The following is a 25,240-nucleotide window of genomic DNA, read 5'->3' on the forward strand; positions in this document are numbered from 1 at the left end:
ATGACGTCCGAGTACGATTCGCTGCGTCCGCCGGAACCGCCCCGGCGTCGCCGCACACGTGGCCGCGGCCGGCGCCGGCCCGGATTTCTGGGCGGTGGCGACGGCAGTCGCGAGATGTCGATGGTGCCCGACGTCGAATTCGAAAGAGTGGAAGGCTATTACGGGCACCCGGTGGTCAAGCCGGCCCCGTGGGGTGACGAGGTGGCCCTCTACCTGTTCCTCGGTGGCGTGGCCGGCGGGTCGGGTATCCTCGCTGCCGGTGCCCAGCTCACCGGGCGGGATGTGTTGCGCCGCAACGCCCGGATCGGTGGACTGGCCGCCACCGGGCTGGGTGCGGTGGCACTCGTCGCCGACCTCGGCCGACCCGACCGCTTCTACAACATGCTGCGCACCTTCAAGATCACCTCGCCGATGAGCGTGGGTTCGTGGATTCTGTCCGCCTTCGGCGGGGGTCTGGGTGTTGCCGCCGCCGCCGATGTCGATCGTCTTCTGCGCGAACGACTTCCACTCGGCCCGTTACGCCCGGTGCTACGTACTGTGGAGCCGGCCGCGGGACTGGCTGCCGGTGCATTCGGATCGCTGCTGGCCGTGTACACCGCGGTACTGCTCAGCGACACCGCCACACCCACCTGGAATGCGATGCACCGCGATCTGCCATTCGTCTTCGTCAGTTCGGCGAGCCTGGCCGCGAGTGGACTCGCGCTGGTGACCACCCCGGTCGAGCAGACTGCTCCCGCACGGACTCTGGCCGTGCTCGGTGTCGTCGGCGACATCAGCGCCACCCGCCTGATGGAACGCCGGATGGATCCGGTGGCCGCCGAACCGCTGCATCACGGCACGCCCGGCACGCTGATGCGCATGAGCGAAGTGCTCGCGGTCGCCGGGGGAGTGGGTGCGGTGCTGGGGAGACGGTCCCGACTGGCCTCCGCGGCCTCCGGGCTCGCACTGGTCGCGGCGTCGGCATGCACGAGATTCGGTGTGTTCCATGCCGGAATCGAATCGGCAAAGGACCCGCGCTACACGATCGAACCGCAGAAGCGGCGTCTCGCACAGCGACGCGCGGCGGGGATCGTCGACGACTCCATCACCACCGCCGAGTGAACCGCGACACTGCTCAGCGCACCCGTATTCCGCTGCCCGACACGGTTTCACCGATCACCGGGTAGCCCGGCACCTCGCCCACCAGCAGCAGTCCGCCCGAGGTCTGGGCGTCGGCGAGCAACAGGAGATCCTCCTCGGTGATGCCCGGGCCGGGGGTGAGGTGATCGCGCACCCAGTCGAGGTTGCGCCGCGTGCCACCGGAGACGAATCCGTCGCGCAGCGCCTCGCGCGCACCGTCGACCACCGGCACGGCGCGATGGTCGATCACCGCGCCGACTCCCGAGGCGCGCGCCAGCTTGTGCAGGTGACCGAGCAGGCCGAATCCGGTCACGTCGGTGCCCGCCACCACCCCTGCCGACAACGCTGCCGCGGCGGCGTCACGATTGAGCGTGGTCATCAGTTCGATGGCGGCGGCAAACACCTCCCTGGTCCGTTTGTGCCGGTTGTTGAGCAGTCCCACGCCGATCGGCTTGGTCAAGGTGATCGGCAAACCCGGTGCGGCGGCATCGTTCCGGATGAGTCGCTGCGGGTCGGCGACGCCGGTCACCGCCATCCCGTACTTGGGTTCCGGGTCGTCGATGCTGTGCCCGCCGATCACCGGGCAGCCCGCCTGCGTCGCCACCGCGAGCCCACCGCGCAGTACCTCGGTCATCAGTTCCATCGGCAGCACGTCGCGCGGCCACCCGACCAGGTTGATCGCCACCACCGGTGTACCGCCCATCGCGTAGATGTCGGACAGGGCGTTGGCAGCGGCGATGCGGCCCCAGTCGTAGGCGTCGTCGACGACTGGGGTGAAGAAGTCGGCGGTCGAGAGCACCGCGAGATCGTCGCGGACGCGCACGGCGGCAGCGTCGTCGCCGTCGTCGAGTCCCACGAGGATGTGCTCCCCGGTCTGGCCGGTCAATCCTGCGACCGCCTGTTCGAGTTCGCCGGGCGGGATCTTGCACGCACAGCCACCACCGTGCGCGAAGGCGGTGAGTCGAAGGGTATCGGTGCTGTCGACAGTGCTCACCCGCCCGAGCCTAACCATCGCCCCGAGCGCCACCATGCACAGTGGCGTCTCGGGCAGGGTGGACCGCGCTCGACCAGGTTGGATCGCGCTCGGCTAGGTTGGACCGGGCAGGGAGGCGTCTGGGTCCTGGTGGTCCCCCCGGTCTTCAAAACCGAGGAGATCGAGTATCTCGGTCTGGCGGGTTCGATTCCCGTCCGCCTCCGCCACAGCGCCGCCCCACAGTGCCGCGGCGCAGGTCACGGGGACTGTCCGTCGAGCCGAGGAGGTGGAGGTGACGCGCACCGATCCGCGACGCCACATCCCGCGTACCGACCGGCTGCTCGCGGTTGCCGACATCCGCGACGCCACGCACCGGCTCGGGTCGCAGACCGTCCGGTCCGTCATCGTCGACGTACAGGACCGTGCCCGACGCGGCGAACTGGCCCCCGAACGCGTCGAGGCCACCGTGGTGGACGAACTCGCCACCCGCACCGCCGCCACCGGCCGTCGGGTCCTCAACGCCACCGGGGTGGTGATCCACACCAACCTCGGTCGTGCGCCGTTGTCGGATGCCGCCACCGCCGCGGTGCAGGCCGCCGCCGGGTACGTCGACGTCGAACTCGACCTGCGCAGCGGTGCCCGGTCGCGCCGCGGTGCCGCCACCCGAGAGGCACTGCTGCGCGCCTGTCGCGGCGCCGGGGACGCCCTCATGGTGAACAACGGGGCCGCCGCCCTCGTACTGGCCACCACGGCGCTGGCCGCCGGCCGCGACGTGGTGATCAGCCGTGGGGAGATGATCGAGATCGGCGCCGGGTTCCGGCTCACCGATCTCATCGCGTCCACCGGTGCGCGACTGCGCGAGGTGGGCACCACCAATCGCACCCACCTGCGTGACTACGCCGACGCGATCGCGAGCGGCGACGTCGGCTGCGTACTCAAGGTGCATCCCAGCAACTACCGGATCAGCGGCTTCACCGCGGAGGCCACCATCGCCGAGATCGCCGGGGTGACCAGCGAACACGGCGTCCCTCTGGTCGCCGACCTGGGCAGCGGGCTGCTGGCCGCCGACCCGCTGCTACCCGACGAGCCCGACGCCGCATCCGCCCTCGCCGCGGGTGCCGACCTGGTGATCGCCAGCGGCGACAAACTGCTCGGCGGACCGCAGGCGGGCATCCTCCTCGGCGACGCAGACCTCGTCGGGCAGCTCGCCCGACACCCGCTGGCGCGCGCCGTGCGGGCAGACAAGCTGGCGCTGGCGGCGATGGAGGCCACCCTCTCCGGGCCCGTGCCGCCGGTGACCGCCTATCTGCACGCAGACCCGGCGACGTTACGGGCGAGGGCCGAGCGACTCGCCGAATCCGTCGGGGCCATTGCGGTCGGGGCCATTGCGGTCGAGGCCACAGTGGTAGCGCACGACGGCCGGGTGGGCGGTGGCGGCGCACCCGGCGTACCGCTGCCCGGGTGGGCGGTGGCACTGCCCGAACACGTGGCACACCTGCTGCGCACCGGGGACCCCGCGGTGCTGCCGCGGGTACACGACGGCGCCTGCCTGATCGACCCGCGCTGCGTTCCCGAAGCCGACGACCACCGCCTCGCCGCGGCGATGCGCGCGGCGCTGGCCGCCGGCGGCGAGGTCTCCTAGGTGTACGTCGTCGCCACCGCCGGGCACGTCGACCACGGCAAGAGCGCGCTGGTGCGAACCCTCACCGGGATCGAACCCGACCGGTGGGCCGAGGAACGTCGACGCGGGCTGACCATCGACCTCGGATTCGCCTGGACCACACTGCCTTCCGGTAAGGACGTGGCTTTCGTGGACGTTCCCGGCCACGAACGTTTCCTCGGCAACATGCTCGCCGGGCTGGGTCCGGCACCGGTGGTGATGTTCGTCGTGGCCGCCGACGAGGGATGGCGCCGACAGTCGTCGGATCACCGGGATGCCGTTGCCGCACTGGGAATCTCGAGTGGCGTACTGGTGATCAGCCGGGCCGATCGGGCCGACGCCGGACGCATCGCCCGGGTCGTCGCGCAAGCGCGCGACGAACTCGGCGGCACCGGACTCGCCGACGCCTCCGTCGTGGTGACCTCGGCGCTCAGCGGCCGCGGTGTCGACGACCTCCGCGCCACCCTCGACCGTGTTCTCGGCGCGTGCCCCGCAGCCGAACCCGCAGCCCCCGTGCGGTTGTGGATCGACCGGTCGTTCTCGGTCACCGGGGCCGGAACCGTGGTCACCGGAACACTGTCGGCGGGCACCGTGAGTCGCGACGACGTCCTCGACCTGCACACCGCACACGGCATCCGCCCGGTTCGGGTGCGCGGTCTGCAGAGCGAGAACAACGCCCGTGACAGCGTCGGACCGGTCACCCGGGTGGCGGTCAACCTGCGGGGCGTCACGGCGGCCGAGGTCGTCCGCGGGGATGCTCTGCTGACTCCCGGCATGTGGCACACGGGCGACGTCGTCGACCTGCGCCGAACCGCCGGTCCGGCGTTCACCGAAGTGCCGCAACGGCTTTCGATTCATGTGGGCACCGCGGTGCGGCAGGCCCGGGTGCGGCCGTTCGGCGTCGACCATGCGCGGGTACTCCTCGACGCACCGCTACCGATGGTCGTCGGCGACCGTTTCGTGGTGCGCGATCCCGGCAGCGGGCTGATCGGCGGTGGGTTGGTGCTCGACGTCGAGCCGCCACCGCTGCGACGTCGCGGGGACGCCGTCCGGCGCCGAAACGTCTTGGCGGACATGGCTACGCACCGAGATCCGGTGGCGGAGGTGGCACGTCGCGGCGCCGTCTCCGCCGCCCATCTGCGCCGACTGGGGGTGATCGACGATGCCTCGACGCCACCTCCCGGCATCCGGGTGGTCGGTGACCTGTGGGTCGACGCGACCGCGCTGCGGCAATGGGCTGTCCGATTGCGCGACGCCGTGGAGGAGTCGCATCGGCGCGATCGGCTGGCCGCCGGACTGCCGAGGGCGGAAGTGGCCGATCGGCTCGATCTGCCCGCCGATGCCCTGCTCGCGCCGGTGATCGAGGCGGCAGGGGTCGAGGACGTCGACGGAATGCTCTCGATGCCCGGGCGCACCCGGGATCTCGGGGACGCCGAGGACGCGGTCAGCGCCCTCGAACAGTGTTTCGCGACAAGGCCGTTCGCGGCTCCCGAGGCCGACGACCTCGCCGCGCTCGGGCTCGGCGCCAAGGAACTCGCCGCCGCGGACCACCTGGGCCGCCTGCTGCGCCTCGGGGACGTGGTGCTGGCACCCACCGCACCTGCGGTGGCGATGCGAACCCTCGCGGGCCTGGACCAGCCGTTCACCACCAGCGCCGCACGTCAGGCGCTGGGCACCACCCGGCGTGTGGTCATCCCCTTGCTCGAACACCTCGACTCGCGCGGCTGGACCCGCCGCCTCGACGCCGGACACCGCGAAGTGGTGCGCTGAGCACCGACCGTGGCCGTTGTGGCCGGTCAGCCCCCTGGTTCGCCGTGGGGAGTTCTCCCCATTGGCCGATCGGCATGCGTGCGGTTGACTTCTCCACATCGCAGCAAGCCGGACAGGCACCAACCCGAACAGGCGTCACGCCCGAACACGGAGGAACGAAGACAATGAGCACCACACTGAAGCGCACGATCGTCGCCGGACTGATGACCGTGGCCGCGGGCGCAGGATTGGCCGGGGTGTCCGCGCCCGCACAAGCCTTGGCGCCCAACCACTTCGGCGCGATCGCGATCTCCACCGACACCGGCAACACCGCCTACGCGATCAACTACTACAGCCCCGAGGCCGCGCGGGTGGCCGCCGAACGCAAGTGTGGTGCCGCCGACTGCCGCTGGGTCGTCACGATGGACCGGTCGTGCGGTGCGGTGGCACAGCATCCGGTGACCCTGAACTGGGGTTACGCCTACGGGCCCACCAGGGCCGCAGCGCAGCAGGCCGCCCGCAATGAGGCGGGCTTCGGGGCCAACGACATCGTCTGGGCGTGCACCGACCGCTGAGGGGGCGGTACCCGCCGACGAGAGTCGGCGGGTACCGGGTGCGGTCGGCGGGTTTCGGGCGGGATCGGGGTCAGCGTCCGCCGAACATCTTGCTCAGCCGACCGGGCTCCTTGGGATGGCCGGGGCATCGGCGCGACGCGGGAACACCGCGCATGACCTCGTCCACGTGGCGGCCGCAGCCCTTCCAGGTCACCTTGCCGCATTGACGGCATGTGGCTTGTTGACACATGTGCTGTCACCTTTCTCGATGAGTTCTTCGGCCCGTGGCCCGAGCCAGGCCAGCAGGGTCAGCATCCCGCCGGACAGATGTGTGGCATCGATCCCCTCCGCGCAGAGCACCCGCGTGGCGAGGTAGGACCGCATGCCCGATTGGCAGTGCACGCGCACGGGCCGACCCTCGGCCGCCGCACGGATCTCCGGCATCCGTGCACGGACCTCGGTGTGGGGAATGTGCAGCGCGCCGGGCAGATGCCCGTCGGCGAACTCGGCCTCGGAACGGACGTCGAGTACCAGGGAGTTCGCCATGACGTCGGCGAGATCGGCGGCCTGCCAGAGGCCCACCACGCCGTCGACGACGTTCTCGCCGATCATGCCCGCCAGGTTCACCGGGTCCTTCGCGGAGCCGTACGGCGGTGCGTAGGCGAGGTCGAGGTCGATGAGATCCGCGGCATGCAAGTGGGTGCGCAGCGCGGTCGCGAGTACGTCGATCCGTTTGTCCACACCGTCGGCACCCACGGCTTGGGCACCCAGGAGCAGTCCGTCGAGGCGGACGTGGAGCATCAGGTGGATCTGCTCGGCGCCGGGGAAGTAGCCCGCGTGGCTGCCCGGGTGTAGATGAATGGTCTCGTAGTCGACGCCCGACGCGTCGAGTGCGCGCCGGTTGGCACCGGTGAGAGCGGCGGTGAGGGAACCGACACGGACGATGGCCGTCCCCAGCGGGTGCGGAATCGGGCGCGCTGTCTGTGGTCGCAGAATCGCGTCGGCCACCAGACGTCCGGCGCGGTTGGCCGGCCCCGCCAGGGCCACCGGGCGGCGCAGACCTGTCACTGCGTCGGTGCTCACCGTCGCGTCGCCGACCGCCCAGACACCGTCGACGTTGGTGCGGCCGTGCTCGTCGACGATGATGGCGCCGCGCTCACAGGCGATTCCCGCGGCCTCGAAGGGCGCGGTGTCGGGGACAACACCCACCGACAGGACGATGAGGTCGGCCTTCAGGCGGGTTCCGTCACCGAGCACCACCGTGTCGGCATCGGCAGCGTGCTCGATCGCGGTGGCCCCGATGCCGTCGTGCACGGCGATCCCGATCCGGACGAGTTCGTCGCGCACCAGGGAGGCCATCTCGTTCTCCAGCGGTGGGAGCACGTGGTCGGCGAGTTCGACGAGATCGACGTGCAGGCCGCGCAGCCGCAGGGCCTCGGCGGCCTCCACGCCGATGAATCCGGCGCCGAGGACCACCGCGCGTTCCGCGCCGTCGAGGACGGTGTCGCGCATGGCCACCGCGTCGCCGACCGTCCGCAGCGTGCTCACTCGCGGCGAGTCGAGGCCGTCGATGGGCGGGCGGAAGGCGCGGGCGCCGGGGGAGAGGACGAGCGCGTCGTAGTCGAAGGTGGTCACGCCGTCGGGTGACACCACCTCGACGGTGCGCGCCGCTGGGTCGACCCGGGTGACCTCATGGCGGACTCGGACATCGAGATCCAGTGCAGCTCTGAGTGATTCGGGGGTCTGAACCAGCAACTCGGAGCGTTCTTCGATCTCGCCGCCGACAAAGTACGGCAATCCGCAATTGGCGAACGAGGGATGCTCGCCGCGTTCGAAGACGATGATCTCGGCGTTCTCGTCGAGCCGTCGAGCCCGCGCGGCCGCACTCATTCCGCCGGCGACTCCGCCGACCACGATGATTCTCATGCCTGCAGCCTATATACCCCAGGGGGTATATCGCAAACCGAGTTTCGCCGCGGGTCGGGCTGGTATCGGAATCAGCTGGGGGTACGCGTCCCGAGGTCGAAGCGTTCCTGCAACCGGCGAATATGGGCACGGGCCTCATAGAGCTCTGCACGACGGCGCGCGAGAGAGGAATCGCGGACGGTCGGCGCTTCGAGTTCCTCCACGATCAGATCGGCCGCGCGTTCGAGTTCGCTCACCAGTTTCGCGGCCTGCGCCCGGGCGACCGGGTCATGCGGAATGTCCACCATTACCCAAGGATCGTAAAACGAATTACACGATCCGCGCACACCGGGCGCGCCCAGATCCCCGTCGAGCGTGCCCAGATCCGGGTCGAGCGTGCCCAGATCCCGGTCGAGCGTGCCCAGATCCGGGTCGAGCGTGCCCAGATCCGGGCCGAGCGTGCCCTCTGGGCCGCGTGTTACGTGTGGCACAACTAGGTTGTGCACCAGATAAATCACCGCTAGCGTCGTGTCCGTGGGAAGAATCAAGCTCGACGATCACCTCTGTTTCGCGCTGTACACGGCCTCCCGTGCGGTTATCGCCGCCGAGCGTCCGGGTCTGCGCGAATTGGGCCTGACCTACCCGCAATACCTGGTGATGCTGGTGCTCTGGGACGAACGCGAGGTGCCGATCGGGCGCCTGTGCGAACGTCTTCAGCTCGACTCGGGCACGGTGTCGCCGTTGGTCCGACGTCTGGAGACGATGGGGCACGTGGCCCGTCGTCGATCGCCCGACGACGAGCGGTCGACCATCGTGTCACTCACTGCATCGGGTGACGAACTCGGCGCCAAGGCCGACTGTGTTCTCGCCGCCTTTGCCGACGCACTCTTCGGCGATCAGCCGTCAGGCGCCACCGAAGATCCAGCCGTCGCGGGGGATTCCGCCCGCGACGACCCACGGTTCGGTTTCGACGATGTGGTCGACCTCCGCACCGCTCTGCATCACCTCACCAACCAATTGCGGGCCGACGATGCCCGTGCAACCGAAAGGATGCCGTCATGAACGCTCTCTACACCGCAGAAGCCCTGGCCACCGGCGACGGACGCAACGGCCACGGCCGCACCAGCGACGGTCAGCTCGACCTCGATCTCGCCATCCCCAAGGAGCTCGGTGGCGCGGGTGGCGGTACCAATCCGGAGCAGCTCTTCGCCGTCGGATATGCCGCGTGCTTCCACAGCGCCCTGCGTACGGTGGCCCGCGCGGAAAAGGCCGATGTCAGCGACTCCGCGGTGGGATCGCGAGTATCCTTGGGCGCCAATGATTCCGGCGGCTTCGTGATCGGCGTGGAGCTCGAGATCTCCCTGCCGGCGCTGTCTGCCGAGGAGGCCTGGGCGCTCACCGAGAAGGCCCACCAGGTGTGCCCGTACTCCAACGCCACCCGCGGCAACGTCGACGTGAAGCTGTCGCTGGTCGAGGACTGATCACCGCCCGACGTCGAATCGTCCACCGTCCGCCCGAGGCGCGCGACCCGCATGCCTCGGGCAGGCGTGTCATCGGTCGGAGAAACGAAGCCGGGTCCGGCCTTTCGTGGTGCCCCCACCAGGGCTCGAACCTGGGACCTGCGGATTAAAAGTCCGTAGCTCTACCAACTGAGCTATAGGGGCGTGTCCCGCGCGACGGGACGAACGATGAGTTTACAGGTTCGGTTCGAGGAGCGACCGTACGGTCGGCTCCGTCCCTCAGAACGCGGCGCGATTCGGTGAACGCGGGTGGTACAGCCGCCGCGTTTGCCAACTCGCGCCGCGTTTGCGACCACATGCTGACCTGGACGTCTGGGTGCGCGACCAAGCGATTTGTGCTTTGCGCGAGGCGTGTCCTAAGCTGAGTCGGCTCCCAACGGAGAACCGGCCCCCTTCGTCTAGCGGCCTAGGACGCCGCCCTTTCAAGGCGGTAGCGCGGGTTCGAATCCCGTAGGGGGTACGCCTGCCACCTACACGGGGGCAGATAACAGAACAAGGCCCTGTGGCGCAGTTGGTTAGCGCGCCGCCCTGTCACGGCGGAGGTCGCGGGTTCGAGTCCCGTCAGGGTCGCCAATGGTCTCGGTATTCTCACCGGCACCGTCCGGCCAGGTAGCTCAGTTGGTACGAGCGTCCGCCTGAAAAGCGGAAGGTCGCCGGTTCGATCCCGGCCCTGGCCACTCAGAAAACCACCTGGTAGCGGGTGGTTTTTCTCGTATCTGGGCAGGTTGTGGTGAGCCGACGTCGATCCATTGGGTACCCGGCGCGACAAAGATCCTCCGAACTCAGCTGTGCCGGCGCGATAATCAGGCGATGTCGACCCGCAAGACCACGATCGTCGTGCGCAGCGTGTACGGAAGCGCGTCGGTGGAGTGGTTTCTCATCTTCGCGATCGGCACGATTCTCGTCACCCGCGCGTATCTGCGTCTGACCGGTTACCCGCAGATCGGCAGCGGCACGCTGCACATCGCGCACGCACTCTGGGGCGGGGCACTGATGATGCTGGCGTTGCTCACCGGCTGGCTTTTGCTGGGCAACACCTCGCGCATCATCGCGATCGTCATGGGCGGCATCGGATTCGGCCTGTTCCTCGATGAGGTGGGCAAGTTCGTCACCAAGGACAACGACTACTTCTATGGCCCGTCGGCCGAGATCATGTACCTGCTCGTCGTGCTCATCCTGGTGATCTCGCGCATCGTGCGTGACCTCAAACGCCCGTCGACGGCCGAGGCGCTGGCCAACGCCGCCACCATCGCCGCCGACGGCGTGGCCCACGGCCTGCCGGACAGCCGACAGCGTCAGGCACATGACCTGCTCGCGTTCGCGGAGGCCAACGGCGGCGATGCCGCGTTGCTCGCGCACATCCGGGGCGTGCTCGAGACGAGCGTGGACACGCCCGACAGACTCGTTCGACTGCGCGCCCGGGCCGAATCGTTGATTCCCGAGTTCCTGAAGAGCCCGAGGTGGGTCACCGCGATCGGCTGGCTGCTGGTGATCAGTTCCGCGGTGACCGTGGTGGTCGGCGCGCTGGGGTGGTACCTGGACGGCCGAGACCTCGGCGAGGTTGACGTTTATCTCGAACTCAGCCGTAACGCCACTGCCACCCGCATCCTCTTCGTGAGTGGGATCGTGACCCTCGGATTCTCGCTGCCCGCGATGATCGCGCGACGCCGCAGCAACCGGGTGTGGCCGCTGCGCTCACTGCGGATGGCCGCCCTCGTCTTCACCATGACCAACGCTCTCGTCGACTTCGCGCTCGACGGATTCGGCGCCCTCTACAACCTCGCGCTCGGTCTCTTCGCCCTGGCCGTCGTCGGATACCACCTGCGTCTGGACGTGCACGCGGACACCCTGCGCGACCATCATGATCAACTCAGAGTATGACAACCATCGACCGCGCCCGCGCCGCCGAACGGGTGGCCTCCCTGCCGCGACGATCTGCGGCACACCGAGGAACCACCGCCGCCGCGGTCGCGATCGTCATCGGCGCGCGCGATGGCGAGCAGGGCATCTGGATTCTGCGTCGACCCCTGACGATGCGTCGACATGCGGCGCAGTTCGCACTCCCGGGGGGTCGCCTCGACCAGGGGGAGGACGTCGTCACCGCGGCCCTGCGCGAACTGCGCGAAGAACTCGGCATCGCGCTGACACCCGACACGGTGCTCGGCCTGCTCGACGACTATCCGACGCGATCGGGTTTCGTCATCACTCCCGTGGTGTGCTGGGCAGACGAGACCGGCGAACCCGATCCCAATCCGGCCGAGGTGGCCGCACTGTTCTTCACCCCGCTCGAGTCCCTGCTGGTCGCCCCGCGGTTCATCACCATCCCCGAATCCGACCGGCCGGTGATCCAGATGCCGATCGCCGGACTGCACCGCGACCCCGACGATCACTCCGAGTCCGGACGCACTCCGCTGCTGCATGCCCCGACCGCGGCGGTGTTGTATCAGTTCGCCGAAGTGGTGCTGCGCGGTCGGCACACCCGCGTGGACGGCTTCGAACAGCCCGTATTCGCCTGGTCATGAAAAGTTCACAGCCCCGGGAATGAATTCGGACCACGGTCCGTTTAGAGTGGTGTTGGGTCGATACGCGGCCCACGGAGACCAACGAGTAATCGCTTCACCATTCGAGGAGTTGTCATCATGACCACCAGCACCGCCGTCAAAGCACCCATCGCCGCAGGCACCTGGACCATCGACCCGGTTCACTCCACCGTCGGCTTCAGCGTGAAGCACCTGATGGTGAGCAAGGTTCGCGGCAAGTTCGACACGTTCAGCGGCGTCATCACCGTGGCCGAGGACGGCACCCCGTCCGTGCAGGCCGAGATCGACGTCACCTCGATCACCACCGGAAACGAGCAGCGTGACGGCCACATCAAGTCGGCCGACTTCTTCGACGCAGAGACCTACCCCAAGGCCACCTTCGTCTCGACCGCCGTCAAGGCCGACGGTGACGATTACGTCCTCACCGGCGACTTCACCCTCCACGGCGTGACCAAGTCGATCGATCTCAAGCTCGAGTTCATCGGACAGCACCCGTCGGGCATGGGCCAGGGCCCGGTCGCCGGCTTCGAGGCCGGCACCGTGATCAACCGCAAGGACTTCGGCATCGACATCGAGATGCCCCTCGAAGGCGGCGGTGTCGTGGTGGGCGACAAGGTCACCATCACCCTCGAGATCGAGGCGGGCCAGGGCGCAGCCTGATTCCCACAACCTGGGCAACAGGGTGATCTGACCCTCCTGCGCACATCCCAAGACCGCCACCGCATCACATGCGGTGGCGGTCTTCGTCGTATCAGTCTTGCCCGTGGGGGTGTTCTGTGCGCAGCCCGTGCGCCACGCACGCGGTTCCCCGGACTCGTATGGCACGCCTCACGTCAGTAGTCTCATGAGACGAGCGTCAACCAGGAAGGGTGTACCGTGCGACCGCAGCGTGACCGGGGTGCGGTGACCGACCCCGACTTCGAGCGCTGGTCGCGCGCACGCCGTCGCTTCTCCATACGGTTGTGGGGAGTCGAACGCCCACCGACGCTGCGCGAATGGGAGCTCATCGGCAGCGCCGAACGCAAACGCATGGCGCGCCGCGCGATCGTGATCGGCGGGGCGGCCATCGTCGGCAGCAGCGGCTTGGTGGGAGCCGAGACCTTTCTTCTCGTCCAACTCGCCTACAACGGCGGACAGCTGACATTCGCGAGCACGCTCGGCGCCCCCAATTTCCCGGCCGTGGTGACGGCGATCCTCGTCGGCATGGTGATCAACCTGATCCTCGCGCTCGCGCTCCTTCGGTCCCACGTGGTGTGGTTCGTGGGCGGTTCGCATGCCGACCAGAAGCGACGACGGGCAGTGCAACGCATCCCGATCATGCAGGCGATGGCCAGTCTCGTCGCCTGGTTGTTGGCGGTGGTCTGCTACGTGGCACTCTCGTTGCCCGGCCTCGACGGACAGGTTGCGTTTGGTGTTGCAGTGGCCTTCGCGATGGCCGCCGTGTCGCTGGGCTGCCTGACGTATCTCTTCGCCGAACGAGGCGCGCGACCGCTGTCGATCATCGCACTGCACGATTACCCCGCAACACACGTCATGCACGGCGTTCGTGGTCGGATGGCCGCGGTCTGGGCCGTCAGTTCCGCGGTCCCGATGGTGGGACTACTCATCATGAACATCGGTCGCTGGGCCGGGTTGTTGCCGCCTGTGGCCGGCCGGATCGATTGGGCCACGGTGGTTCTCGCGCTGGTGGGACTGGCTGCCGGTGCGCGTGTGGTGGCCCTGGTGGGTCAGGCCCTGATCGATCCGCTGACCGAACTGCGGTTCGCGGTGCAGCGGGTGCAGGACGGTGACATGACCACGCACGTCGACGTCTACGACTCGTCGGAGATCGGGGTGCTGCAGCACGGATTCAACGAGATGGTCGCCGGGCTCGGCGAACGCGAACGGATGCGCGAACTGTTCGCCCGCCACGTCGGCGACACGGTCGCGGCAATGGCCATCGAACGTGGTCTGGGCATGCACGGTGCCAACACCTCGGTGGGTGTGCTGTTCGTCGACATCGTCGGGTCGACGGCGGTCGCGGAGCAGCAGTCGCCCGAAGACACCGCCGAACTACTCAACGCGTTCTTCTCGATCGTCGCCGACGTCGTCGATCAGCACGGCGGTTTCGTCAACAAGTTCGAGGGCGATGCGGCACTGGCCGTGTTCGGCGCCCCGGTGCAGGTGGACGATCCGGCCGGTGCCGCGCTGGGCGCCGCGCGTGACCTGGCCCGTGGACTGACCGAGGCGCTCGACATCAGCTGGGGGATCGGCGTGTCGTTCGGCACCGTGTTCGCCGGCAACATCGGCGCCGAACAGCGGTACGAGTACACCGTGATCGGCGATCCGGTGAACGAATGTGCGCGGCTGTCCGAGATCGCCAAGGGTGGCCGGTACCCGGTGCTGGCCAGTGGCGCCGCACTCGAACCCGCCGGTGATGAATCGGCCAACTGGACCGGGGTGGGACGCCGGGTGGTCCGCGGACGCAGCGAGGTCACCGAGATGTTCGCGCCCATCGGCCTCGACGGGCAAACCCCGCTGTCGATCGGCGGGCTGATCGCGGGGCTGCTGGGACCGGCCAAACGGATCGCGGCCGGTGCGACCCGCCCGCCGCTGCGCTGACCTCGCTACGGTTGGTGCATGCTCAATCAGGTTCACCTGATCACCTACGCGGATCGGCTGGGCGGCACCATCCCGGGGTTGACCGCACTGCTGCGAACGAAGTTCGAGGGGGTGTTCGCCGGTGTGCACGTGCTGCCCTTCTACACGCCCTACGACGGGGCGGACGCGGGTTTCGATCCCGTCGACCACACCAAGGTCGATCCCCGGCTCGGTGACTGGGGGGACATCGCCGAACTGGCGACCACCCACGAGGTGATGTCCGACCTCATCGTCAACCACGTCTCGGCGGCGTCGGCCCAGTTTCGCGACGTGATGGACAACGGATCCGAATCCCGTTGGGCGTCGATGTTTCTCACCCTGTCGTCGGTGTTCCCCCGGGGTGCCACCGAGCGGCAGCTCACCGCGATCTTCCGGCCGCGGCACGGGTTGCCGTTCACCGCGATGCGCCTCGGCGATCGGCTGCGGTACGTGTGGACCACCTTCACCCCGCACCAGGTGGACATCGACGTGCGGTCCGAACCCGGGGGCGCGTACCTGCAGTCGATCCTGCATGCCGTGACCGGCGCCGGGGTGTCGGCGGTACGTCTCGACGCGGTGGGGTACGCCATCAAGACAAAGGGCACCTCGTGCTTCATGACGCCGCAGACCTTCGACTTCATCGCCGACTTCACCGCGCAGGCCCGTGCCACCGGAGCCGAGGTCCTCGTCGAGGTGCGCTCCCATTTCGCCCGCCAGGTGGAGATCGCCCGCCTCGTTGACCTCGTCTACGATTTCGCGCTACCCGCGCTGATCCTGCACGCGCTCTACACCGGCGACGGCACACCCTTCCTGCACTGGCTGCGGGTACGACCCAACAACGCGATCACCGTGCTCGACACCCACGACGGCATCGGAGTGGTGGATGTGGGTCCCGACGAACACGAGGGCCGTGGTCTGCTGACAAGCGATCAGCTCTTCCACCTGGTGCAGACGATGCACCGCAAAACCAAGGGCACCAGCGTGTCGGCGACCGGTGTGGCCGCGTCGAATGTCGATCTCTACCAGGTCAATACGACCTACTACGACGCACTCGGCGGTGACGACGCCTGCTATCTGGCGGCGCGGACCCTGCAGTTCTTCACCCCCGGCATCCCGCAGGTCTACTACGTGGGCGCGCTCGCGGGTTCCAACGACGTCGACCTGCTCTCGCGCAGCGGCGTGGGACGCGACATCAACCGCCACCACTACACGTCCGCCGAGATCGATGCCGCACTCAAGCGGCCGGTGGTGCGGGAACTGTTCGCGCTGTGTCGTTTTCGCAACATCCACCCGGCCTTCGACGGTCCGTGCCGGGCGGATCTGCGTGGGACGACGCTCACGCTCTCACGCCGGGGCATCTCCCAACCGCAGGCGTGGGCACGCGCCGAGGTCAATCTGGCGAAAGGCCACACGGTGATCTCGTGGGGCGAGGGCGAGGTGCAGCACCGGGCGGCGGTCACCGAGTTGTCGGCCCATTGGCCGGACCCGGACCAGACCTCGAGCGCGGTGCCCGGTGGGTAGGCTGAACGGATGAGTGAATGGTCCGCCGCCGACATACCCGATCAGACGGACCGCACCTTCATCGTCACCGGGGCCAACAGCGGATTGGGGGAGCAGACCGCGCGTGCACTGGCCGCCGCCGGTGCGTCGGTCATCTTGGCGTGCCGCAACACGACGAAAGCGCAGGCGGTCGCCGACGACATCGGGAACCTCGCCTCCGTGGCCCCGCTCGACCTCGCCGACCTCTCCTCGGTCCGAGACTTTGCCGAATCCTTCGGCGGTGCAGATGTTCTCGTGAACAATGCGGGTGTGATGGCGCCTCCGCTACGCCGCACCGCCGACGGCTTCGAGATGCAGATGGGAACCAATCACCTCGGACACTTCGCGCTCACCGGACTGATTCTGCCGCGCATCCGGGAACGGGTGGTCACCGTGTCGTCGGGGATGCATCACGCCGGCCGGCTCGACCTCGACGACATCAACTGGCAACGGCGGCAATACCGTCGATGGCGCGCCTACGGGGATTCGAAGCTGGCGAATCTCATGTTCGGGAAGGATCTCGCCGATCGACTCGCCGCGGCGGGTTCGCCGGCAAGCTCGTTCGTCGTGCACCCGGGCTTCGCGTCGAGCGAACTCGGTCAAAACGAAGCGACCGGCGATCTGCTGTTCCGGTTGGGGGCGTCGCTTCCGATCGCGCAGTCGGCCGCCGACGGTGCGCTGCCGACGCTGTTCGCCGCCACCTCTCCGGACGCGGTGAACGGCACGTATTACGGTCCCACCAAGCTGTTCGGGACACGTGGAGCACCGGGTGCCTGCGGGTTCAGTCGCCGGGCCGACGACACCACCGTGCGCCGCGGACTCTGGGATCTGTCGGAGCAACTGACCGGCGTGCGTTTCGAGATCTGACTGCGTTCGAGGTCTGACTGCGTTCGAGGTCTGACTGCGCTTCGAGGTCTGACGGGCGGCGCCTCACCAGACACCGCGCGGACGGAACTGGATACTCATCCTGGCCCCCACCCCGCGTGCCTTCGGCACGGCGTGCTCCCAGGTGCGCTGGCAACTCCCGCCCATCACCAGCAGGTCTCCGGCGCACAGCGTGAACTTCAGCGATCGACCGCCGCCGCGCGGTCGGAGCATCAGCGGGCGCGGCGAGCCGAGCGAGCAGATCGCCACCAGCGTGTCGTGCGTGGCGCCGCGCCCGAACCGATCACCGTGCCAGGCAACCGAATCCGCGCCGTCGCGGTAGAGGCACAGGCCCGCGGTGGCGAATCCCTCGGGCAGTTCGGCGCGGTAGTGCTGTGAGAGGGCGGCACGCGCATCGCACAACAGCGGGTCGGGCAGTGGGTCGTCGGCGCCGTAGTGACAGACCAGGCGCGGCACGTCGACCACGCGGTCATACATTCGGCGGCGCTCGGCACGCCACGGCACGTCGGTGTGCAACCGGTCGAAGAGGGTTTCCGACGCCCCGATCCATCCCGGCCTCAGATCCACCCATGCACCGTTGGTGAGGATGCGGCGCTGCACCCGCGACCCCAGTTCGCCGAGCACCGCGCCCGACCGCGAATCGCCGGGCTCGTCGGGGACGTCGAAGATCGAGCCCTGAATTCCCGCAGTCACCCTCACCACCCTACGCGGGATCGAACAATCGTTCTATTTCGACGAGGTGGTGACCGTCTCGTCGGTGCGTGCGCCGGTGGCCCGGGCGGCGCGCAGCGAGTCGGCGGCCGCGTCGAGGATGTCGCTCGACGCGGACTGGTCGACGCGCGCCATGCTCAGCGCGGCGATGATCGCGGCCACCGTCAGCGTCGTATGACGATCGACCGCGGCGGGCTCGGCCTCGGACAGCATCGCCGCGACACCGCGACGTACGGCCGCCGACTGTTCTGTCCGATAGGCATCGATCACGGCGTGTACCGCCTCGTCGGTGCCGATCGGCGTGGCCGCGCACCCCAGAAGCAGGCACCCGGCCGGACCGCCGGCCGATGACATCGATGCGACGGCGTCGCGCAGTCCGGCGAGATAGTCCATGAGCGCTTCGGGGGTGACGTCCGCGGCGGTCAGCGGGCGCAAACGTGGTCGGACCACCTCGGTCAGATAGTCGTCCACCGCGGCGTCGAAGAGGCCACGCATGCTGCCGTACGCATGGTAGATACTCGACCGACGCACGCCTGTGGCGGCTTCCATGTCGGCCACCGACACGGTGTCGAACCCGTTGCGCCAGAACAGGTCACGCGCGTCACGAATCAGCTGCGCGGCGTCGTAGCCCGCGGTGCGCCCCATGGTGTCCACCTCCCCGCTATTTTGTAACGATCATTCTACTATGGTGTGGTGGAGGTGTCCGCACCTGCGTCGGCCGGGACACCACGCCGCTGACTGCGCCGGACACGACAACAGAACGAGGAGTGACATGACCGATCAGAGCACCCAGATCCAACTCGTCTCGCGACCCGTCGGCTGGCCCGAGGAGTCCGACTTCCGCACCGTGCAGATTCCGCTCGACGATCTCGCACCCGGTGAGGTCCGCGTGGCCAACGAGTTCATCTCCGTCGACCCCTACATGCGTGGCCGCATGATCGACGTCCGCAGCTACGTCCCGCCCTTCCAACTCGGCGAGACCATGACCGGCGGCGCGGTGGGGCGTGTGGTCGCCTCGGCCTCCGACGACCTGCCGGAGGGCTCGTTGGTGCTGCACCAGCTCGGGTGGCGTGACATCGCGCAGGCACCCGCGAAGGCGTTCACCCGGCTGCCCGAACCGCCCCGCACACCCGAGGGAGATGCCCGGTTCGCGTCATCGGTGTATCTCGGCGTGCTGGGCATGACGGGACTGACCGCTTACGTCGGACTGACCACCATCGCCCGGATGCAACCCGGTGACATCGTGTTCATCTCCGGCGCGGCCGGGGCGGTGGGCACCGCCGCGGGACAGATCGCGCGTCTGCTCGGCGCCGGGTCGGTGATCGGCTCGGCCGGCAGCGACGCCAAGGTGGAGTTGCTCACCTCACGCTACGGCTATGACCGGGCGATCAACTACAAGAACGGCCCCATCCGCAAGCAGTTGCGCGCGGCAGCCCCCGACGGCATCGACGTCTATTTCGACAACGTCGGCGGAGATCATCTCGAGGCGGCACTCGATTCGTTCAACGACGACGGCCGTGCCGCCCTGTGCGGCGCGATCGTGGGGTACAACGCCACCGAACGGGTGCCGGGACCGTCGAACATGTCCAACATCATCACCCGGTCACTCACCCTGCGCGGTTTCACCGTCGGCCATCATTTCGATCAGGCGCCGGAGCTCACCGCGCGTATGTCGGAGTGGCTCACCGCCGGCGACGTGGTCTACGACGAGACCGTGGTCGAAGGCGTCGACCACGCCGTCGACGCCTTCCTGGGCATGATGCGCGGAGAGAACACCGGCAAGATGGTCGTGCGTATCTAGCCGGAACCGAGGCGCCGCAACCGCTGCGCGGCCTCGGCGATCACGTCGTCACGCTTGGCGAACGCAAACCGCACCATGTGTCGCCACGGATCCTTGTGGTCGGCGAACACGCTCACCGGCACCGCGGCCACCCCGATGCGTTCGGGCAGCATGCGGCAGAACTGTTCGCCGTCGTCGAAGCCCAGCGGCCGCGGGTCGGCACACACGAAATACGTTGCCTCGCTGCGATGTACCCCGAAACCCGCATCGGCCAGCGCGCTCGACAGCAGGTCGCGTTTGGCTTCGAGTCCGGCCGCCGATTTCGCCACCCACTCCATCTCGGTGTCGAGCGCCAGCGCCACCGCGGGCTGGAAGGGACCCGACCCCACGTAGGTCATGAACTGCTTGGCCGCGCGTGCGGCGGCCACCAACTCGGCCGGACCGCTGATCCATCCGACCTTCCACCCGGTGCAGTTGAAGGTCTTGGCCGCGCTCGAGATCCGCAGCGTGCGTTCCCGCATGCCGGGCAACGTGGCCAGCGGCGTGTGGGTGCGGCCGTCGAAGAGCAGGTGCTCGTACACCTCGTCGGTGACCGCGATGACGTCGTGTTCGATGCACAGCCGCGCGATCTCGGCCAGATCGTCGTCGTGCAGCACCGTGCCGGTCGGATTGTGCGGTGAGTTGACCAGGATCAGTGCGGTGTCGGGACCGAAGGCGTGTGCGAGGCGGTCGCGGTCGAGGCGGAATCCGTCGCCGTCGGCGATCAGCGGAACGGTGCGCCGGATGCCGCCGGCCATCGCCACCGTGGCCGCATACGAGTCGTAGTAGGGCTCCACCATCACCACTTCGCGGCCGGGTTCGGTGAGTCCGACCACCGCCCCGGCGATCGCCTCGGTGGCCCCGACGGTGACGAGGATCTCGGTGTCCGGGTCGTAGTCGAGGCCGTAGTGCTCGCGTTGGTGCCGGGCCACCGCGGCCCGCAGCTCCGGCACACCCAGGCCGGGCGGGTACTGGTTGCGGCCCGAAAAGATCGCGTCGCGTGCGGCGTCGAGCATCGCGGCGGGGCCGTCGGTGTCGGGGAAACCCTGGCCCAGGTTGACCGCGTCGTGGGCCACCGCCAGCGCCGACATCTCGGCGAAGATCGTGCTCGAGAACGGACGCAGGCGCGAGACGGTCATGCGATCCAGGCTGTCACAGGGCTTCGGCCGTCACCACGTCGGTCATCGGCGGCGACGTCCGATCGCCGCGCCCCAAGTCGATCGCAAGCCGGGTGCAAGCAGCGGCGGTCAGTCTGTCCCCGCCGGCGTGACCCGCGCCGGACATCACCGAGAGGACACGACATGAACACCGATTTCACGCTCATCGATCCAGATCACGACCACCCGGGCTGCCCCGGACCGGCCACCGGCTCGCGGGCACCGCTGTGGCGCATCGGCTGGCGGGTTGTCGCCGTCGCCGCGTGCCTGGGCATCGTGGTGCTCACCGGCTGCAGCGTCGCACTGGGCAGCGACACCATCGACGAGGCCTCCGACATCGACCTGGGGCAATGCCTGCAGATCGGTGCCGAAGTCGATTCCGACGGCAAGGTCGACGCCGCCAAGGCCGAGTGCGGCGACGAGGGACTGACGTTCTACGCCGCATCCAAGGTTCCCGCCGACGGGGAGTGTGCCAGCGACAACACCGCCACCCTCTCTTTCGGCTCGGGATCGGAAAAGCTGTGCATGACACCCAATTTCGTCGACGGCAAGTGCTACCAGATCCCGCTGAACGGTGGCGAACTCGTCGACTACAAGCAGCTGGCCTGCGAGGCGACGGCCGCCGACAACACCGTGCTGGCCCAGACGGTCACCCGCTCGGATGCGTCGGTCACCTGCAGCGACGAGCAGACGAAGTGGGAATACAGCGAACCGAAGTCGATCGGCTACTGCCTGCGCGAGGTCGTGTGACCGCAGGATCATTCGTACCGCCGACGCGTCATGGCTCCGCATTGGCCACGCCACTCTCGGGGTGGTAATCAGTACACGGACCATGTCGTGTCGGCGTCGATGACTGCGCCTCGGCCCCGAGAGGATCAGGCAATGCCGTACAACCCCGGCGACACCTTCGCCGGCTACACCATCGTCGCGCTCATCGGCCGGGGCGGTATGGGTGAGGTCTACCTGGCCAAACATCCGACGTTGCCCCGCAACGAGGCACTCAAGATCCTCCCCACCGAACTGAGCCAGGACCCGATGTTCCGGCAGCGGTTCACCCGCGAAGCCGAATTGGCGTCGAGCATCGCGCATCCGTCGATCGTCACCATCTACAACTCCGGTGAGTCCGACGGGCACCTGTGGATAGCGATGGAATACATCGACGGCGTGGACGCCGGTGAACTGCTGCGGCGCAGCCCCGCCGGACTCGACGTGGCCACCGCGTCGGCGATCGCCCGGTCGGTGGGCTCGGCGCTCGACGCGGCACACGCCCGGGGAATGCTGCACCGCGACGTCAAACCCGCCAACATCCTGGTCCAGGGTGCGGGGACCGCCAACCCCCGTGTGATGCTGGCCGACTTCGGGATCGCCAAGTCGAAGCAGGATGCCACCAACCTCACCTCCACCAACATGTTCCTGGGGACCGTCGCCTACGTGGCACCCGAACAGTTGCTCGGTAACGAGGTCGATGGCCGTGCCGACGAGTACGGACTCGCGGCCACGATGTTCCAGCTGCTCAGCGGACGGCCCCCGTTCGAGAGCGGCAACTCGGCGAACGTGGTGGCCCAGCACCTCAACAGCACGCCGCCGGCGCTGAGCAGCCGCAGGCCGGGGACCTCGCCGGCGGTCGACGCCGTGATCGCCCGTGCTTTGGCCAAGTCGCCCGATCAGCGATATCCCACGGCATCGGCGTTCGCGAGCGAGCTCGACCGGGCGTTCAGTGCACCCGGCGGCGCATTCTCGCCGACGCAGGTGGCCCAGGTGCCCCGGGTCGTCGCGCCGCCCCCGTCCGCGCCGTCGCAACCCGGATTCGCCCCGCAGGGTGGGGGACCGTCACAGCCCGGATTCGCCCCGCAGGGTGGTGGACCGTCACAGCCGGGGTTCGCGTCGCAACCCGGGTTCGCCCCGCAGGGTGGGGGTCCGTCGCACGGGGGTCCTGCACAGCCCGGTTTCGGCGGGCCGCCGCAGTCCGGATATGTGCCGCCGGGGGCCGCCGGTGCGGGCGGTTACCCCGCGTACGGTGCGCCGCCGCCGAAGAAGAAGTCGAACACCGGCCTGATCGTGGCCGGCGCCGCTGTTGTCGTGGTGATCCTGCTCGTCATCGGCGGTGTGGCGCTGCTCGCGTCCGGATCGGGTTCGGATTCCAACCAGGCCGAGACCACCACCACGACGACCACCGCCACCGATACCACGTCGGAGGCCACCGAGCCGTCGACGGTCACCCGGCCTCCGGTGACCCAGCAACCGAGGCAGGTGTCGAGTGCCAGTGAGGTCACGGTGGGTGACTGCGTGCAGTTCGCCAAACAGGCGGACGCGCAGGGCAACGTCAACACCAGCGTCGTCGACTGCAACACCCCGGCGCTGACCTTCTACGCGGCGAGCTTCGTGCCGGGCGCGTCGTCGTGTCCGTCGGAACAGAACGCGTCGCTCTCGTTCTCCGACACCACCCAAAAACTCTGTCTCACACCCAATTTCACACAGGGCGAGTGCTATCAGATTCCCCGCACCGGCGGATCGCTGGCCGACTACTTCCAGGAGGACTGCACCGCGACGCCGAAGGTGAACACCGTACTGGCCCAGGTCACGTCGGCGACGACCGCCGAGGACGTCTCGTGTAGTTCCGACGAGATCAAGTGGACGTTCTCCCAGCCGAAGTCGCTCGGCTACTGCCTCAAGGAGACGTAGCCGAGCGCCCGCTCGTGATCAGCCGGGGGACTCCTCACCAATCGCCGGACCGAGCAGATCGTCGGCATCGGTGATGCGATACGCGTAGCCCTGCTCGGCGAGGAAGCGCTGCCGGTGGGCGGCATAGTCGGCGTCGAGGGTGTCGCGGGAGACCACCGAATAGAAGTGCGCCTGACCACCGTCCTTCTTGGGCCGCAGCAGTCGGCCGAGGCGCTGGGCCTCCTCCTGGCGTGACCCGAACGTCCCCGACACCTGCACGGCCACCGACGCCTCGGGCAGGTCGATGGAGAAGTTGGCCACCTTGGAAACCACCAGCGTCTGCAGTTCGCCGGCGCGGAAGCGGTCGAAGAGCGCCTCACGCTCCTTGTTCTTGGTGGACCCCTGGATCACCGGGGCGTCGAGTTCACGGCCGAGCTCTTCGAGTTGATCGATGTACGCGCCGATCACCAGCGTCTGCGAGTCGGCGTGACGAGCCAGGATCGACTTCACCACGTTGACCTTGGTGTGTGCGGTGGAGCAGAGCTTGTACTTCTCGTCGTTCTCGGCCACGGCGTACTGCAGGCGTTCCTCGTCGGTGAGTGTCACCCGCACCTCGATGCACTCGGCGGGCGCGATCCACCCCTGAGCCTCGATGTCCTTCCACGGGGCGTCGTAACGTTTGGGGCCGATGAGGCTGAACACGTCGCCCTCGCGGCCGTCCTCGCGCACCAGCGTCGCGGTGAGGCCGAGTCGGCGTCGGGACTGCAGGTCGGCGGTCATGCGGAACACCGGCGCGGGCAGCAGATGCACCTCGTCGTAGATGATCAGGCCCCAGTCGCGGGAGTCGAACAGATCAAGATTGCGGTACTCGCCCTTCGACTTTCGCGTCATCACCTGGTACGTGGCGATGGTGACGGGACGGATCTCCTTGCGTTCGCCGGAGTATTCGCCGATCTCCTCCTCGGTGAGCGAGGTGCGCGCGATGAGTTCACGCTTCCACTGCCTGCCGGCCACCGTGTTGGTCACCAGGATCAGCGTGGTGGCCCGGGCCTTGGCCATCGCGGCGGCACCCACCATCGTCTTGCCCGCCCCGCAGGGCAGCACCACCACGCCGGAGCCGCCCGCCCAGAACGAGTCGGCGGCCATCTCCTGATAGTCCCGCAGGTGCCATTCGTCCTGCTGCAGGTCGATGGGATGCGCCTCACCGTCGACGTAGCCGGCGAGATCCTCGGCGGGCCAGCCGACCTTGAGGAGCACCTGCTTGAGTCGTCCGCGTTCGGAGGGATGCACGATCACGCTGTCGTCGTCGATGCGCGCGCCGAGCATCGGGGCGATCTTCTTGTTGCGCATCACCTCCTCGAGCACCGCGCGGTCGAGGCTCACCAGGGTCAGCCCGTGTGCGGGGCTTTTCACCAGTTGCAGCCGCCCGAACCGACCCATCGTGTCGACGATGTCCATCAGCAGTGGCTGTGGCACCGCGTAGCGCGAATAGGTGACCAGCGCGTCGACCACCTGCTCGGCGTCGTGGCCGGCGGCGCGCGCGTTCCACAGCGCGAGCGGTGTCACCCGATAGGTGTGCACATGTTCGGGGGCGCGTTCGAGTTCGGCGAAGGGGGCGATCGCGCCACGCGCCGCCGCGGCGTCGGAGTGATCCACCTCGAGCAGCAGCGTCTTGTCGGATTGCACGATCAGGGGTCCGTCGGTCACCCGGTCGATTGTATCTGCGCGGCCGCCTGTGATGACGGGGCCGGTTACGGCGTGGAGACCACCGCGTTCATCCGGTATGCGGCTTTTGCGCGACTGTTTCAGGTGGGCGGCGCGGCGTAGGC

22 protein-coding genes and 5 tRNA genes are annotated in these 25,240 nt (G+C 68.3%); 19 read left to right on the plus strand and 8 right to left on the minus strand.

The window, feature by feature from the left end; translation table 11 throughout:
• Positions 1-1,101: an NrfD/PsrC family molybdoenzyme membrane anchor subunit gene (gene nrfD, locus ACWDSI_RS00265; protein ID WP_449755285.1), complete on the plus strand. Its 1,101-nt coding sequence runs from the start codon at positions 1-3 to the stop codon at positions 1,099-1,101.
• Positions 1,102-1,114: 13 nt separating this feature from the next.
• On the opposite strand, the gene selD is transcribed toward nrfD, so the two are convergent.
• Positions 1,115-2,131 (minus strand): selenide, water dikinase SelD, encoded by a 1,017-nt coding sequence (gene selD / locus ACWDSI_RS00270; protein ID WP_449755286.1) that lies wholly within the window; start codon positions 2,129-2,131, stop codon positions 1,115-1,117.
• A gap of 93 nt (positions 2,132-2,224) precedes the next feature.
• On the opposite strand from selD, the gene ACWDSI_RS00275 reads away from it, so the two are divergent.
• The 4 genes from ACWDSI_RS00275 to ACWDSI_RS00290 all read left to right on the plus strand — a co-directional run bounded on the left by ACWDSI_RS00275 (position 2,225) and on the right by ACWDSI_RS00290 (position 6,076).
• Positions 2,225-2,319: transfer RNA gene (locus ACWDSI_RS00275), tRNA-Sec, on the plus strand.
• Between the two features lie 65 nt (positions 2,320-2,384).
• Complete coding sequence (gene selA / locus ACWDSI_RS00280; protein WP_449755287.1) at positions 2,385-3,734, plus strand: L-seryl-tRNA(Sec) selenium transferase; 1,350 nt, start codon at positions 2,385-2,387, stop codon at positions 3,732-3,734.
• Positions 3,735-5,522, plus strand: a complete 1,788-nt coding sequence (selB, locus tag ACWDSI_RS00285) for a selenocysteine-specific translation elongation factor (RefSeq protein WP_449755288.1) — start codon at positions 3,735-3,737, stop codon at positions 5,520-5,522.
• Between the two features lie 164 nt (positions 5,523-5,686).
• A complete protein-coding gene (locus ACWDSI_RS00290) occupies positions 5,687-6,076 on the plus strand; it encodes a DUF4189 domain-containing protein (protein WP_449755289.1) in 390 nt (129 codons plus the stop codon).
• A gap of 189 nt (positions 6,077-6,265) precedes the next feature.
• On the opposite strand, the gene ACWDSI_RS00295 is transcribed toward ACWDSI_RS00290, so the two are convergent.
• Both ACWDSI_RS00295 and ACWDSI_RS00300 read right to left on the minus strand, forming a co-directional pair.
• Positions 6,266-7,981 (minus strand): FAD-dependent oxidoreductase, encoded by a 1,716-nt coding sequence (locus ACWDSI_RS00295; RefSeq protein ID WP_449755290.1) that lies wholly within the window; start codon positions 7,979-7,981, stop codon positions 6,266-6,268.
• A 71-nt stretch (positions 7,982-8,052) separates the two neighbouring features.
• Complete coding sequence (locus ACWDSI_RS00300; RefSeq protein WP_449755291.1) at positions 8,053-8,508, minus strand: hypothetical protein; 456 nt, start codon at positions 8,506-8,508, stop codon at positions 8,053-8,055.
• Between ACWDSI_RS00300 and ACWDSI_RS00305 the strand changes: the two genes are divergently transcribed.
• Complete coding sequence (locus ACWDSI_RS00305) at positions 8,495-9,022, plus strand: MarR family winged helix-turn-helix transcriptional regulator (RefSeq protein ID WP_449755292.1); 528 nt, start codon at positions 8,495-8,497, stop codon at positions 9,020-9,022. The two genes, ACWDSI_RS00300 and ACWDSI_RS00305, sit on opposite strands and share 14 nt — an antisense overlap.
• Positions 9,019-9,441, plus strand: a complete 423-nt coding sequence (locus ACWDSI_RS00310) for an organic hydroperoxide resistance protein (RefSeq protein WP_449745750.1) — start codon at positions 9,019-9,021, stop codon at positions 9,439-9,441. Before ACWDSI_RS00305 ends, ACWDSI_RS00310 begins: the two co-directional genes overlap by 4 nt.
• A 107-nt stretch (positions 9,442-9,548) precedes the next feature.
• Here ACWDSI_RS00310 and ACWDSI_RS00315 read toward each other — a convergent pair.
• Positions 9,549-9,624, minus strand: a tRNA-Lys gene (locus tag ACWDSI_RS00315).
• A gap of 243 nt (positions 9,625-9,867) precedes the next feature.
• Between ACWDSI_RS00315 and ACWDSI_RS00320 the strand changes: the two genes are divergently transcribed.
• The 9 genes from ACWDSI_RS00320 to ACWDSI_RS00360 all read left to right on the plus strand — a co-directional run bounded on the left by ACWDSI_RS00320 (position 9,868) and on the right by ACWDSI_RS00360 (position 17,045).
• Positions 9,868-9,940: transfer RNA gene (locus tag ACWDSI_RS00320), tRNA-Glu, on the plus strand.
• Positions 9,941-9,976: 36 nt separating this feature from the next.
• Positions 9,977-10,053: transfer RNA gene (locus ACWDSI_RS00325), tRNA-Asp, on the plus strand.
• A 30-nt stretch (positions 10,054-10,083) separates the two neighbouring features.
• Positions 10,084-10,157 (plus strand) — tRNA-Phe (locus ACWDSI_RS00330).
• A gap of 133 nt (positions 10,158-10,290) precedes the next feature.
• A complete protein-coding gene (locus tag ACWDSI_RS00335) occupies positions 10,291-11,361 on the plus strand; it encodes a hypothetical protein (RefSeq protein ID WP_449755293.1) in 1,071 nt (356 codons plus the stop codon).
• Positions 11,358-12,002 (plus strand): NUDIX hydrolase, encoded by a 645-nt coding sequence (locus ACWDSI_RS00340; protein ID WP_449745748.1) that lies wholly within the window; start codon positions 11,358-11,360, stop codon positions 12,000-12,002. The genes ACWDSI_RS00335 and ACWDSI_RS00340 overlap by 4 nt, the downstream gene beginning before the upstream one ends.
• A gap of 117 nt (positions 12,003-12,119) precedes the next feature.
• The gene (locus ACWDSI_RS00345; protein ID WP_449755294.1) at positions 12,120-12,680 is read left to right on the plus strand and encodes a YceI family protein; all 561 of its coding nucleotides are present in this window, start codon (positions 12,120-12,122) and stop codon (positions 12,678-12,680) included.
• 300 nt (positions 12,681-12,980) lie between these two features.
• The gene (locus tag ACWDSI_RS00350) at positions 12,981-14,621 is read left to right on the plus strand and encodes an adenylate/guanylate cyclase domain-containing protein (protein WP_449755685.1); all 1,641 of its coding nucleotides are present in this window, start codon (positions 12,981-12,983) and stop codon (positions 14,619-14,621) included.
• An 18-nt stretch (positions 14,622-14,639) separates the two neighbouring features.
• Positions 14,640-16,160, plus strand: coding sequence for a sucrose phosphorylase (gtfA, locus tag ACWDSI_RS00355; protein WP_449755295.1), 1,521 nt, complete (start codon positions 14,640-14,642; stop codon positions 16,158-16,160).
• 9 nt (positions 16,161-16,169) lie between these two features.
• Positions 16,170-17,045, plus strand: a complete 876-nt coding sequence (locus ACWDSI_RS00360) for an oxidoreductase (protein ID WP_449755296.1) — start codon at positions 16,170-16,172, stop codon at positions 17,043-17,045.
• Positions 17,046-17,108: 63 nt separating this feature from the next.
• On the opposite strand, the gene ACWDSI_RS00365 is transcribed toward ACWDSI_RS00360, so the two are convergent.
• Complete coding sequence (locus ACWDSI_RS00365; RefSeq protein ID WP_449755297.1) at positions 17,109-17,756, minus strand: alpha-ketoglutarate-dependent dioxygenase AlkB; 648 nt, start codon at positions 17,754-17,756, stop codon at positions 17,109-17,111.
• 33 nt (positions 17,757-17,789) lie between these two features.
• Positions 17,790-18,419 (minus strand): TetR/AcrR family transcriptional regulator, encoded by a 630-nt coding sequence (locus tag ACWDSI_RS00370; RefSeq protein ID WP_449755298.1) that lies wholly within the window; start codon positions 18,417-18,419, stop codon positions 17,790-17,792.
• Between the two features lie 127 nt (positions 18,420-18,546).
• On the opposite strand from ACWDSI_RS00370, the gene ACWDSI_RS00375 reads away from it, so the two are divergent.
• The gene (locus ACWDSI_RS00375) at positions 18,547-19,575 is read left to right on the plus strand and encodes an NADP-dependent oxidoreductase (protein ID WP_449755299.1); all 1,029 of its coding nucleotides are present in this window, start codon (positions 18,547-18,549) and stop codon (positions 19,573-19,575) included.
• On the opposite strand, the gene ACWDSI_RS00380 is transcribed toward ACWDSI_RS00375, so the two are convergent.
• Positions 19,572-20,732 (minus strand): pyridoxal phosphate-dependent aminotransferase, encoded by a 1,161-nt coding sequence (locus ACWDSI_RS00380; protein WP_449745741.1) that lies wholly within the window; start codon positions 20,730-20,732, stop codon positions 19,572-19,574. The genes ACWDSI_RS00375 and ACWDSI_RS00380 overlap by 4 nt on opposite strands.
• A gap of 162 nt (positions 20,733-20,894) precedes the next feature.
• Here ACWDSI_RS00380 and ACWDSI_RS00385 point away from each other — a divergent pair, with 162 nt between their 5' ends.
• Together ACWDSI_RS00385 and ACWDSI_RS00390 are read left to right on the plus strand one after the other, a co-directional pair.
• On the plus strand, positions 20,895-21,500 hold the full coding sequence (locus ACWDSI_RS00385; RefSeq protein ID WP_449755300.1) for a pyridine nucleotide-disulfide oxidoreductase: 606 nt from the start codon (positions 20,895-20,897) through the stop codon (positions 21,498-21,500).
• Positions 21,501-21,632: 132 nt separating this feature from the next.
• Positions 21,633-23,432, plus strand: a complete 1,800-nt coding sequence (locus ACWDSI_RS00390) for a protein kinase domain-containing protein (RefSeq protein WP_449755301.1) — start codon at positions 21,633-21,635, stop codon at positions 23,430-23,432.
• 18 nt (positions 23,433-23,450) lie between these two features.
• Here ACWDSI_RS00390 and ACWDSI_RS00395 read toward each other — a convergent pair whose 3' ends face one another.
• Positions 23,451-25,118 carry a DNA repair helicase XPB gene (locus ACWDSI_RS00395; protein ID WP_449755302.1) on the minus strand — a complete coding sequence of 556 codons (1,668 nt, stop codon included), beginning with the start codon at positions 25,116-25,118 and terminating at the stop codon, positions 23,451-23,453.
• Positions 25,119-25,240 lie beyond the last annotated feature (122 nt).

Source organism: Gordonia sp. NPDC003429 (genome assembly GCF_053588575.1).

Coding starts and splice junctions, on each gene's coding strand:
- nrfD (WP_449755285.1), top strand. CDS start 1: ATGACGTCCGAGTACGATTCGCTGCGTCCGCCGGAACCGCCCCGGCGT.
- selD (WP_449755286.1), bottom strand. CDS start 2,131: ATGGTTAGGCTCGGGCGGGTGAGCACTGTCGACAGCACCGATACCCTT.
- ACWDSI_RS00290 (WP_449755289.1), top strand. CDS start 5,687: ATGAGCACCACACTGAAGCGCACGATCGTCGCCGGACTGATGACCGTG.
- ACWDSI_RS00295 (WP_449755290.1), bottom strand. CDS start 7,981: ATGAGAATCATCGTGGTCGGCGGAGTCGCCGGCGGAATGAGTGCGGCC.
- ACWDSI_RS00310 (WP_449745750.1), top strand. CDS start 9,019: ATGAACGCTCTCTACACCGCAGAAGCCCTGGCCACCGGCGACGGACGC.
- ACWDSI_RS00335 (WP_449755293.1), top strand. CDS start 10,291: ATGTCGACCCGCAAGACCACGATCGTCGTGCGCAGCGTGTACGGAAGC.
- ACWDSI_RS00340 (WP_449745748.1), top strand. CDS start 11,358: ATGACAACCATCGACCGCGCCCGCGCCGCCGAACGGGTGGCCTCCCTG.
- ACWDSI_RS00345 (WP_449755294.1), top strand. CDS start 12,120: ATGACCACCAGCACCGCCGTCAAAGCACCCATCGCCGCAGGCACCTGG.
- gtfA (WP_449755295.1), top strand. CDS start 14,640: ATGCTCAATCAGGTTCACCTGATCACCTACGCGGATCGGCTGGGCGGC.
- ACWDSI_RS00360 (WP_449755296.1), top strand. CDS start 16,170: ATGAGTGAATGGTCCGCCGCCGACATACCCGATCAGACGGACCGCACC.
- ACWDSI_RS00370 (WP_449755298.1), bottom strand. CDS start 18,419: ATGGGGCGCACCGCGGGCTACGACGCCGCGCAGCTGATTCGTGACGCG.
- ACWDSI_RS00375 (WP_449755299.1), top strand. CDS start 18,547: ATGACCGATCAGAGCACCCAGATCCAACTCGTCTCGCGACCCGTCGGC.
- ACWDSI_RS00380 (WP_449745741.1), bottom strand. CDS start 20,732: ATGACCGTCTCGCGCCTGCGTCCGTTCTCGAGCACGATCTTCGCCGAG.
- ACWDSI_RS00385 (WP_449755300.1), top strand. CDS start 20,895: ATGAACACCGATTTCACGCTCATCGATCCAGATCACGACCACCCGGGC.
- ACWDSI_RS00390 (WP_449755301.1), top strand. CDS start 21,633: ATGCCGTACAACCCCGGCGACACCTTCGCCGGCTACACCATCGTCGCG.